This is a genomic window from Arcicella sp. GW821-FHT09D11 (assembly GCF_059416265.1).
Genome location: NZ_JBWKOV010000001.1, coordinates 841184 through 853424 on the forward strand (window position 1 = coordinate 841184; position 12241 = coordinate 853424).

General features: G+C 35.4%; 8 protein-coding genes. 2 read left to right on the forward strand and 6 right to left on the reverse strand.

What is annotated here, in order from left to right; all coding sequences use genetic code 11:
* Positions 1 to 148 precede the first annotated feature (148 nt).
* From AC07N0_RS03565 to AC07N0_RS03585, 5 genes are all read right to left on the reverse strand, one after another.
* Positions 149 to 2566: a TonB-dependent receptor domain-containing protein gene (locus tag AC07N0_RS03565; protein ID WP_494588151.1), complete on the reverse strand. Its 2418-nt coding sequence runs from the start codon at positions 2564 to 2566 to the stop codon at positions 149 to 151.
* The gene (locus tag AC07N0_RS03570; RefSeq protein WP_494588152.1) at positions 2547 to 3932 is read right to left on the reverse strand and encodes an HTTM domain-containing protein; all 1386 of its coding nucleotides are present in this window, start codon (positions 3930 to 3932) and stop codon (positions 2547 to 2549) included. The genes AC07N0_RS03565 and AC07N0_RS03570 overlap by 20 nt, the downstream gene beginning before the upstream one ends.
* Entirely contained in the window at positions 3919 to 5055 is a 1137-nt protein-coding gene (locus AC07N0_RS03575) for an imelysin family protein (RefSeq protein ID WP_494588153.1), read from the reverse strand. The genes AC07N0_RS03570 and AC07N0_RS03575 overlap by 14 nt, the downstream gene beginning before the upstream one ends.
* A gap of 79 nt (positions 5056 to 5134) precedes the next feature.
* Positions 5135 to 6265 carry a DUF4856 domain-containing protein gene (locus AC07N0_RS03580; protein WP_494588154.1) on the reverse strand — a complete coding sequence of 377 codons (1131 nt, stop codon included), beginning with the start codon at positions 6263 to 6265 and terminating at the stop codon, positions 5135 to 5137.
* 135 nt (positions 6266 to 6400) lie between these two features.
* Positions 6401 to 7060 (reverse strand): response regulator transcription factor, encoded by a 660-nt coding sequence (locus AC07N0_RS03585; protein WP_494588155.1) that lies wholly within the window; start codon positions 7058 to 7060, stop codon positions 6401 to 6403.
* A gap of 333 nt (positions 7061 to 7393) precedes the next feature.
* Between AC07N0_RS03585 and AC07N0_RS03590 the strand changes: the two genes are divergently transcribed.
* Together AC07N0_RS03590 and AC07N0_RS03595 are read left to right on the forward strand one after the other, a co-directional pair.
* Positions 7394 to 8068 (forward strand): response regulator transcription factor, encoded by a 675-nt coding sequence (locus AC07N0_RS03590; protein ID WP_494588156.1) that lies wholly within the window; start codon positions 7394 to 7396, stop codon positions 8066 to 8068.
* Positions 8069 to 8097: 29 nt separating this feature from the next.
* The gene (locus AC07N0_RS03595) at positions 8098 to 9354 is read left to right on the forward strand and encodes a sensor histidine kinase (protein ID WP_494588157.1); all 1257 of its coding nucleotides are present in this window, start codon (positions 8098 to 8100) and stop codon (positions 9352 to 9354) included.
* Between the two features lie 81 nt (positions 9355 to 9435).
* Here AC07N0_RS03595 and AC07N0_RS03600 read toward each other — a convergent pair whose 3' ends face one another.
* Positions 9436 to 12135 (reverse strand): TonB-dependent siderophore receptor, encoded by a 2700-nt coding sequence (locus AC07N0_RS03600; protein WP_494588158.1) that lies wholly within the window; start codon positions 12133 to 12135, stop codon positions 9436 to 9438.
* Between the last annotated feature and the right edge of the window lie 106 nt (positions 12136 to 12241).

The window sequence follows — 12241 nt, forward strand, 5'->3', positions numbered from 1 at the left end:
CGTATATAGTGGTAATTCTGCGGTAAAAGGAACATTCGTAAATTTGTTAAATAATTTTGTAGAAATCCTCTTTTTAAACAAACGCCATGAGTTATTCACAATTGTGAATAACTTATGGCGTTTAATGATATAAAATATAGGAAAACCTTTAAATTTTAACCTGCAAAGTAAGGTAAAAACTTCTGCCATCTGAAGGTAAAATACCTGGCCCTGGATAACCTGTGGCTCTTCTGGTAAAATACATTTCATTAGCAAGGTTATTGATACTTGCCTCTAGTTTAATCTTCTTGAAGTCATAAGAAAAGCTTAAATCCATGATTTTATAGGCTGGAATTAATCCTATTACAGACGATATTCCGCCATCTCTGGCATTGGTAGCATCCGAAAACTGGTCTGTTAAATAGGTAAACTGAAACGAGCCTTTCAATTTTTTATAGCCAACCCTAAGACCCGTTTTTAAGTTTATTTTAGGTACAAATTCCACTTCATTTCCTTTCACTCCTACCATCTTGCTCTCGCGATATTCCGATTTAATGAAGGCAAAATTACCGAATAACACCGTACTCATATCTTTACTATCTGGTTTAAACAAACGGAAAAAATCAGCTTCTGCATACGACTCTATCCCCATTATCACAGCTTGTCCTACGTTAGTGCGTAAACGTAATATCCTGTTACTCTCATCATAAAACTGTATTTCACCTATCCTATTATTATAATTGAGGTAAAACAAACTGACATCGTAATTATAGAAAGATGTCTGGTGACTTCTAATACCAAGGTCAATCGAATACCCTTTTTCATCCTTCATATCAGGGTCTATCACCGACGAAGGGTTTGAAATACGCATATCGCTAAAGGTAATTGAACGATAGTTCTGAGAGATGTTACCATAAATTTCAGTTTGTTCTAATGGCTTAAAGCTAATCCCTATGCCTGCTAATACAAACTGTCGATTGTTCACACGAACCTCGTCAGTTCTGGTAATATTAATTACGTTCCCTGCTAAATCACGCATGATACTTCCATAATAGCCATCTGCTTTGGTACTGATATATTCATAGCGTATGCCAGGGGTAACCGAAATCTTATCATTGAGGTAAAATATATTTTCAGCAAACAGCGATACGTTTCGGTTGGGGAAACTATAATCATACGTAATGAAACGTTCTGGCTCAACAAAATTAAAATTCGCATCTTTCCCTGTACTTCCTAATCCCTGTAAACTATGGTTGAAACCATGATAATATCTTCCACCTACCAACAATACAGACTGTTTTTTGGCTATTGAATAACGTTTTAAATACCTCGCCTCGGTTCCCCAGTTGTCAAATTCTCCTTTAATTAAATCTCGTTCACTATTATCATCAATCGTCGCCACACGGTTTGGTCTGAAACCTAACGAATATCGATGAGCTGACAAACCAAAGAAGCGGAGGTTGAACTGGTTTGTTTCGTTAAATTTATGGTCAAAATGAACTGCTAACATATTCCAATTTACATCAAACCAATTCCGTTCTCTATTGGTTTGTCTTGGGTCTTGTGCAAACATTGCATCCGAAAGTCCCCCCGGTTGTTTGGCAAGGTATTCCATGTGGGTTACATCTAAGCCAACAGAGGTTTTTTCTGATATTTTATAATCTATGTCTGAATAAAATGTGTAGCTATTAAAATGAGAATTTGCTCTCCAGCCATCGGCTTTTTTGTATTGAAAAAAAGTATAATAGCTAAGTTTTCCAACAGTCCCACTCGCACTGGTAAAAGCATTATAAAATCCAAAAGAACCTACTGTTTGTCTAGCGACTACTTCAATTTTTTTATCAAGAACGGGCTTTCGCATGATAAAATTAATAAGCCCTCCAAACTGCGTACCATACTGAAGCGAAGCCGCCCCACGTACAATTTGGATTCGTCCCACGGCTTCTACTGGAGGAGTATAATAACTTTCTGGATAGCCTAGGGCATCAGCACTTATATCATGTCCATTTTGTCGAACATTGAAGTTAGATGTTCTGTTGGGGTCTAGTCCTCTCCCTCCTATGCTTAATTGCAAACCTCCTCCTTCATTCTCCCAGATATTAAGACCCGCTACCCTTGAGTAAATTTGTCGGGCATTGTTGGTTGACAAATTAGCCACCAATTGGTCTGGTGTAATTACTTCCGACTTCTTGCCTTCATAAATACCCATGTTTTCAACCCCTCTTAATCTTGAAAATCCGAAATCGGTCTTTTTATCTGACACTACAACCTCGTTCAAGGTTTCGTCACGCGAAGAAAGGTAAATTACTATTTCTTCATTTTTCCCTGCGATAACAATTGTGCGTTTGACAGGCCTAAAGTCTGGAGAAATAACTTGTAAGGTATGTTCGCCATTGGCGATAGAGGGGAATATAAATATGCCTTCTGGGTTAGATAATGTTTTCTGGTTGCCATCAAGGTAAATTTCTGATGTCCCTACGATGGTACTATCGTTTTTTGACTTAACAATACCTTTCAAACGGTATTGTGCAAAAGTATATGTCGAGAAAAAACAGATAAAAACTGTACTAAAAACCTTTAATTTCATTATTGAGGGGAATAATCCAGGATTTATGCTGGAAGGATTCTATTTCTTTGGCTAAATCAGTAGTAGGATTAATAAATGTTTTACCCAACCTACCATTCAGGGTAACGTAAGCATCAACATAGACTTGAGGAGAACGAAAGCCTCGGCTTTGGTAATAATCTCTCAGAATATGTGCATAATATAAAATCATATCTGGCTGAGTAGCCATCATTTTCTCTTGAAGGGTCGTCAAGAACGCTGTATTATTAACTATCTGGTAATGTCCATCATCATCTTTTACAGTAAACTGTGCATTGCCTGCTTTTTCCATCAACATTACTCTCCATGAAAATCGGTAGCCTTCTTCCGTCCAGAAAAGCTCATCAGGATACATAAGATACCTAAATGGAAATATAAGCTGGATAGTGAAGAATATCATAAAACCACCCATCAAAAGCTTATTGGCTACAGGAGAAAAAGAGTAGGTTTTATGGGGTTGCAAAAAACTTACTGACACTTTTATCAGGCTTCCCAATTTTTGAATAATACTTTGATGGAAATTAGAAGAGAAAAAAATCAAGGCTGTCACTATCATAATGTATGGAAACATTCCGATTGGAAACAGCAGGGCTGTAAAAATATGAAAAACCACCACTGTCAAATAAGCGATGGGTCTTGTTGTAGCATTCAATAAGAAAAAGACAATAGTGAGGTCGTACACACAACCAAACCAGCTAAAAGCGTAGGGCGTCCATGAATAATTGAACAAAAAGCCAATAATAGGCATATCATTTTTAGCAGGAAGCCATATCCTTAGCGGTAAAGCTTCTAGTAACCAATCACTATTTAACTTCGCAAGCCCAGCATAGAAATAAAGGATGAAAACCAATAATTTGATAACATCTATACACCATGCAGGTATTTTATCTACCAATAAGGTTTTGTCTTTGTAAGCATCCAATGAGAAATACCGATGTGCTGGCAAAAACACCATTATTAAGCAAAGCAAACTGATAAAGTAATAATGGTTTAGATAGGTACTCTTATCCATGAGTTCTATATAAGTAAAACTGAGGAATAAACTGACAATGGCTATTCTATAAAAATAGCCAATCATTACCAAAACCGATGACACGATACATACCACAAACAAGCTATAAGTATATTGCCCTAAAGGATGAACAAACTCGAATCCATAAAAAGGAAAAAAATAACGAGGCTTTATGTACAAATCATAAATCCAACCTTTGCTCCAAAAGCGCAAAAGACTTACGAAAAGCATAAAGCCCAGAGCCATTCTGAATACAGCTAATGGTATGACAGAAACCTCTTTATTAAAATATTGAGTATATAAAGTGCTATTACGCCAAAGCTTAGTCACCGTCATTATCAGTATAAGTAATGGTTATGCTCATAGCCGAGGTCATATCTACTTTTAGCATTCTTACAGCTTTTTGTAGTTCGGTATATACAGCCTTCATCGCTGCGTTGTTATGCAACACTTCTTGGTGAAAATCAGGCTTCAATACATCTATTTTGGCTTTGTTAGCAACAAACTGTGTATTGATAATTTCGCTTAATAATTTTCCAGTAGTAACATCTTTCGCCACTAAACCATCAAGATAAGTTTTGAAAGAAGGACCTTCTACACCAGTTTTTACATTTTTACCATTAAAAAAATCAACAGCTGCTTGATGTGCACTTAATGCCAATGCTTTAGAAATATCTTTCTTATACAATCCTTCTACTTTATCTGCCGACACAACGCCATTCAGCATAGCACCCGACGGAATACCAAATTTACCTGAACGGATAAATCTTTCATAATGTAAAATATAGCCATTAATCATTTCACCCATTGGCGAGCCAATATCTGTACCTGTCTTTTTGATAAACTCAGCTCGGTAAGTACCCCAATCGCTTATTACTTTGGTAATAAGTTCGTTCATGTGGTCTACAATTCGCTTAATATAAGCAAGACGTTTGGCACCATCAGTAGAGGATTTAAAATAGGCTACTATTTCTGCATCTGTACTTCCTGTGCCATTCAATAAATAATCTAACGCAGGAAAACCTTGTTTGTCGTAAGCAGCAGTTACTTCAAAATTTTCAGTCGGATTATTGATATACGTCGCGATACCCGCAACATTGGTTGGATAAATATTGTAATAATTACGAATACCTGTCTTGGTTCCTGGGCCAAAGTCAAAGCCTTCAACAGTTTCCCAACTGATATAAGCATCTACCCACGCCTGACGAAATTCAGCCAATGTTGCTGTTTCTGGCTTAGCAATAAAAGCTTGTGACTTAGTAGACATCACATCCAATTTTGTTTTAAAATTGGTATAGGATGGCACAATGACATTATCGGCCAGATTGGTCAATATTGCTGCACGGTCTTTATTCAAATCTGGCGTTGTATTTTGTGGGTCGTCAGTTTTTGAACATGCCAACACCAATACAATTGCAATCAATAAAATACTTACTTTTTTTAAGTCTATTCTAGTCATCACATTAAACGATAATATGGGTTGACAGCAATACCATTGCCACCAACCCACTTGGTTACTATTATTAAAAAATAAGTTCTTATAAAGCGAACTTTGCTTTGATAGCATCAGACGCCGCTGCAATTTTAGCAGGAGTCAAATCCCAATATCCATTTGCCGAACCTAACAATGCTGTTAAAATATCATCTGAAAATTTAGCATTAGCACCGTTAACTGTACAGAAACGTAGAGAGTAGATAAATCCTCCACCTTCACCAATATCATGTACTTTGTCTGCTTCTGTAGTTCTAGTTCCCCATTTTCCTAAATAGCCTACCGCTGCTGCTGCAATTGCTTTTTCAAATGCTGCTTTAATAAAATCAGCTTGTTTTTTCAATTCTGTTTTGTCATTATTAACAATTGCTGCACGACCTTTCAAGAAGGCAAGGTGAAGTTGTGGATAAGCAGCTTTGTTGTATTCCCATGCGTATGAGCCTAATGCAAATTCAGTAGTACCTCTTACTGCATCTGTAGAGCCTGCTAAATAAGCTTGGTTCAATGTTAATAAACCATAAGCTTCGTCCCAGTTTTGTTCTAATTGAGAGTAGTTTTTACCTGCTACAAGCTTGCTATTATCTGCCTCTAATCCTTTAGTTAATAATACATTCGCAATATAATCATATTGTAATGCACCAATTAACGATTTTTGGATAATTTGTACTGTTTCAATACCTTTTGCATCAACCAAACGGCTACCTAATTTACCTGCTTTACCTTTTTCTGCTACCGTAGTTACTGATTTACTTGCTTCAGCAACTTCATTAAAAAGTGTTTCAATTTTTGTTCTTACTACTTCTGCATCAGCAGCAGCCCAAGACGAAGCTACGGTATTACGCAATTGTACACCCGAAGTGTTTAGTTTTGTACTATCAACAAATGGATTACCAGTGTTAGCATACATATTTTTCAATACAGTAGCATCTATCACTTTGTTACCAGTAATTGATGAGCTGATTGATGTATTTATTGCTTGGAACATCTTATAACGATTGTTTCCATTACTCAAATCTACTGTAGTTTTTCCTCCATCCATAAACGCACTACTATATGGAGTTGTAGCAGTTAGGGTTGTATAGTCAATTTTTGTAGTACGCAATGGTGCTACTACTGCATCATCATCTTTACATGAGGTCATACCTGCAATTGCCAAAGCAACTAACACAAATTTCATTTTGTAGGTTCTCTTAAACATTGTAATAAGGAATTAGTTATTTATTATTCAAAAATTTATTTTATTCTTTGTTAATTGTAATTAGACTTATTCCAAACAAATAGTCAAAAAAATAGGGCTAATTGTTAGCACCTTTTAGTCTTCCCATTTGTAGCCAATACCATATACGGTATTGAGGTATATTCTGCACCCAGCATTGTTCATCTTTCTTTTAAGATTTTTAATATGCGCATAGAGTATATCTGCATTACTTTTAGAATCATCCAATTGCCCCGACAAATACGTCAATAGGGAATCTTTGGTAACTACTTTGTTTTTATGTTCTAAAAAGAATACAAGTAATTCAAATTCTTTTTTCGTTAGTCCAAGTAGTTCTTCGTTCACAAGAACCGACTTCGCTAATAAATCAATCTGTAATTCGTTATACCTGATAATATTTTTATTATTCAGTTTACTTCTTCTTAGCACCGAGAATATTCTGGCTACTAATTCCGATACTTCATAAGGTTTATTCAAAAAATCATCTGCTCCTTTGTATAGAGCATCAATCTTTTTTTGGAAAGAATTATCTGAAGAAATCACAATAAGACCTGCATTCTTATTTGTTTTTTTTATTTCTTCAATGAGCTGTAAGCCTTTGTTTTCCTCGAATGTCAAGTCAACTACAATACAATCATACCTTGTAGTTTTTATCTTTTGCTTTAATTCTTGGTCATTTATCACAAATTCGGCTCTATGGCCCATTCCTAATAAATCATTGGCAATCTCATCGCTAAACTTTCCAGAATTTTTCATAATGAGAATCTCCATGGCACAAAATAAAGAGTCAATTCTGAATTTTTTTTAAATTAAACTAATTCTAAATAATATTTCTTGATGTATTTTAAATTGTTGAATCCTTTAAAGAACCATTTCTTGGGATTGACGTTATTTTTGATGAGTCGATTAAAGCCAATTAGTTAAATAAATTCTTCATATTGATAGACTATACGACAAATTGCGAAAAATAGTCGCGTACAAAAAATATTTTTCTACAATCACACTTAATAAAGGCTAATAACTTCTTTTTTTGCAAGTATTTTTAATCTTGTGTTCACAAGTAATAGTCACAATAAACGCTGAAAACCTATGAAACTATTATTGGTAGAAGACGAACAACTTCTTTTAGAAGAAATGGATACCTACCTGACCGAACAAGGTTATCGTTGTGAAAAAGCTACGACATTTGCTGAAGGACAGGAAAAATTGCATTTATATCATTACGATGCTATCGTATTAGACATCACCCTTCCAGGGGGCAATGGGCTTTCTTTGCTCAAAACATTAAAAAAGCAAGATGAAAATGTTGGTGTGCTAATTTTATCAGCCAAGGATTCTCTATACGACAAAATAACGGGATTAGAAATGGGAGCTGATGATTACCTCACAAAGCCTTTTCATTTAGAAGAACTGAACGCAAGAATTTTTTCATTACTCAGGCGAAGGACTTTTGATGGGGAAAATGAAATAAAGCTTGATAACCTTGTTATTAACATGGCAACCAAAGCAGTAAGTTATAAAGACGAACCTATTAATTTAACTAAAAAGGAATATGTACTGCTATTGTACTTTGTTATCAATAAAAACCGTGTTGTAAGTAAGCAAGCCATCGCCGAACACCTTTGGGGCGACCATTACGACATGGCTGAAAACTATGATACTGTATACGTTTATACCATGAATTTACGCAAAAAAATAACTGCGCATACGGGTGTAGACTATATCAAAACAGTATATGGAATGGGGTATAAATGGATTTCTTAACTGATTAATTAAACGTTTTAAGGTAAAAAATGACATTACTTCATAAAACTACAAGAGATTATTTAATTGCCTCGGTGTCTATTTTAATCTTTACTGGCTTTACCCTTTTTGTGATACTCCAAAAAGCTGTAAGCGATGAAATGGATGAACAGCTAGAATTACAGGCAGATCAAATCTTTGAGAGTATCAGGCTGGGCAATCATGTCAATTCTCCCTTTATTAAAATACAGCAGGTAACTGATAATACTCCGCTCGGACTGTTCTTTGGTGATACCATGGTTTATGACCGCGTTCAGAAAGAAATTGAAGAATATCATTATCTGAAAGAAACACAAGCCATTGGAAATGCTCGTTATGATGTAACAGTAATGAGTTCGCACATTGGCTGGGATAATTATTACCTCACCATTCTATACATTTTTTTATTAACTGCTGTCCTCCTGACTGCCTCTGGCATTCTGATTAACTATTATTCCAACAAGAAAATTTTGCGACCTTTTTTTCAAAATTTAAAAAATGTCCAAGCGTTTTCAGTTACTTCCCCCCACAGTCTTGAACTGCATGATTCGGCTATTACAGAATTTAAAGAACTAAATTTTACCCTAAAAGACTTGACAGAAAGGAGTAGAAAAGAATATTTAGCCCTCAGGGAATTTACCGAAAATGCTTCGCATGAAATTCAGATACCTTTAAGTATTGTTCAGTCAAAACTAGATAGAATGAGCCAACTGGACATTACAGAACAGATGGCAAGTTATATTACACAAGCGAAATCTGGGGTAAATCGGCTTTCAAAAATGAACAAGAATCTTTTGTTACTAGCCAAACTGGATAATCAATTGTTTAGCGATGAACATCAAATTGTTTTTAGTGATGCCCTAGATACACATCTCCGCAATATGGAAGACCTTTTCTTAGCGAAGAGCATTAGTTTAAATGAAGAAATAAGTAGAACAGAGCTAATCACCAATCAATACCTGATAGATACATTAATTTCGAATTTTCTTTCAAATGCCTTAAAATATACCTCCGCTAATGGTGTTATTAAAATAGTACTCACCAATAATGCCTTCATTATTTCCAATACAGGTTGCCCGTTAGATTTTCCTGAGGAATATATTTTTGATAGATTCACCAAGAATCCTGAAAATACTTCGTCTACTGGTTTGGGCTTAGCCATTATCAAAGAAATCTGTGCTTTAAACCGTTGGCCGTTATCTTACCAATACCTAGAAGGATGGCATCGCTTTACGGTTGTATTTAACAGAAATCCTGAAATCATTTAAGGGCTAATACAAGAAAAACCTCGAAGGAAAGACCTTTCGAGGTTTTTACAATAACTATAATCCTTATATGAGTGATAATCTTTAAAATTTGTATGACAATGTCGTTACAAATTGACGAGGAGGTATTGGGTTGATACTATATCTATCATGACCAATATAATTAAGCTCATTAAAAATATTAGATACTTTAGCAAGTAATGATACTTTTTTGAAGCTATATCCAGCCGATGCATCAAAAGTGGCAAAGCCCGTTAATGGCACTAAACGGCTATATTCAGGTGTTTGTCCGAATGTATTATTTACCCCTGCAAAACGATTCCCCGTATAGAAACCAGATGCTCCTAATTTAAGTCCTTTTACTTTTCCTTTATCAAAAGTATAGAACAACGTAGCGTTGGCACTATGCGCAGGGTTGTTGATTAAACGTTCACCAGTGATATAAGAGCCCCTCAATGCTGACGTTTTGGTATAACGCATGAAGTTGTAGCCATAACCAGTGATGAAGTAAAAGTTTTTCGAAAGGTTACCATTGATATCTATTTCAAAACCATCACTGGTAGTTTCTCCTGTAAGTTCTTTAAAATTAGCATCTGAATTCACAGTTCCGTCTGCTTTTGTCGGAGCCATTTGTGCCATGTTGTGGTTTACGATACGGTAAAGACTGACATTGGCTGAAATTTTTCCATTAAAAAATTCATTTTTAGCACCCAACTCAAACTGATCTACAATTGAAGGACTCAATTGCGCTCCATAAATATCTGTTCCTGTATTGAACGTAAAGTTATTAGAGTAACTTCCATACAATGATGTAGTTTTTATTGGTTGAAACACTAACGATGCTTTTGGAGATAATGCACTATTGCTAATCGTTGCCGCCGTACCTCTTGTCACTACATTATCTGCAAGATTCACAATAGTAGTCTGAATTGTTTTTTGGTGTGACCAACGAAGACCAGCTAATATTTTAAATTTCTCTGTCAAGCTAATCATATCCTGAACATATACCCCCAAACGGTGTGAAGGTGATGTTGTTCGTGCTAAAGCCTCCGCATCTGGAATGTCGGTACGTTGCACATACTTATTCATGTTCAAAATATTAATGGTATCATAAGTAGTAATTGCTTTTCCTCCGCTCGTAATTCTGAATGTATTACTTACGCTTTCTAAATATACATAATCGCTACCAACAAGTAATTGATGACCTAATGACCCAGTTTTGAAATTTCCATTAAGGTTTAACTGAGCCGTTTTGCTATCTTCCCCTGTTTTTGCTCTTGTCAAACCTCTTGCCCAGTTTCCATTAGCAGCAATACTGTTCGGAACGTTTGTTGAAAATGAGTTTACATCTGTCGTTTGGATAGCTCCAATTACATTTAACTTCCAGATTTCGTTAAACTGGTGATTGATATTTACTGAACCCGTCACCTGATCAATGTTACTATATGCCCATACAGTATTCAGGAATCTTGTACGACTAGGGATAATCTCAGCATCTCTGTTAGCATTCAACGAACCAATACCATTATCGGGTGTAAGGTTTTGTTTAGTATAATCTCCTTGCAATAAAATGTCTGTTTTTTTACCTAATTTATATAACAAAGAAGGGTTTACAAACGTACGTTTAGTACTCACTACATCTCTGAAACTATTGGAAGTTTCGTAAGTACCAATCACTCGAAAAGCAAGGTTTTTAGCAATAGGACCATACAAATCTACGGTAGGCTTGTATAAATCATAGCTTCCTGCACGCATAGAAACTTCTCCGCCAAAATTGAATTTTGGCTTTTTAGTCACCATATTTACTATTAATCCACCAGAAACGTTTCCATATAATAACGCCGCACTTCCTTTTAATACTTCTACAGATTCTAAGGTACTAGTTTCAGGAAAACCTTGTGTATTTGAAATAACACCATTCTTGAAAATACTACCCGACGAACCTGCAATACCAATACTATAACCTCTTGAAGAAAACGTTTCGGCTACACCACCTCTTTGTTGAGTAAGCGATACTCCACTTACATTCTGAAGGGCATCTCCTAATCTAGATATTTGTTGGTCAGCAATTACAACGCTACTTACTACACCTGTTGACTGTGGTAAGTCAAGCGGACGAATATTAGCTTTTCCTAATGAAACAGGTTTGTTGATTACGTTTGAACCCGTGATAACTACTTCTTCAAGCTGTGACGTACTTTCTGTAAGCACAAAATCTTGCACAGCAACTTGGTTTTCAACTACTTTAACGCTCTTTTCTTGTAGGCTCAAACCCACCGACGAAACTTTCATGGAATAAGTACCTTCTTTAATCCCTTTGATTTCAAAGTACCCATTTTCATTCGTTGTTGTCCCTTTGTTAACCTCTTTTAATCCAACATTTACAAAAGGAGCTGGCTTACCGTCTGGTGTTTTTACCGTTCCTTTAATTGTTCCTTTCCCTTCTGTTTGAATTTGTATTAAGATAGACTTATCGCTTACTTGTACTTTCTTTAAGCTATTACCAAGTAATTTAGAAAGGGCATCTTGAACGGTAACATCTTTATAATTAATAGTTACTCGCTTTTCAGTATTCATTTTGCTATTGCTAAATGATACAGAATAACCAACCTTAACTCCTACAGCTTGTAAAGCTTCAGATAGCTGTACGTTGGTAAGGTTTAGGCTTATTTTTTCATTTAAAACTGAATTATTTTGAGCTTTTATTTGAAAAGTAAGGAATGAAAGCATCATATAAAAAAACAAGAACTGCTTTTTTACAGGGGATTTTGGTAAAGAATACATAAGTTTGTAATATTAAGTTTTATAATAATTATAATTAATCAAATGGTTAATTAACCAATTAGCCCCGATTGATGTTTGGCGACGGATAATCGGGGTTTTCTTTATA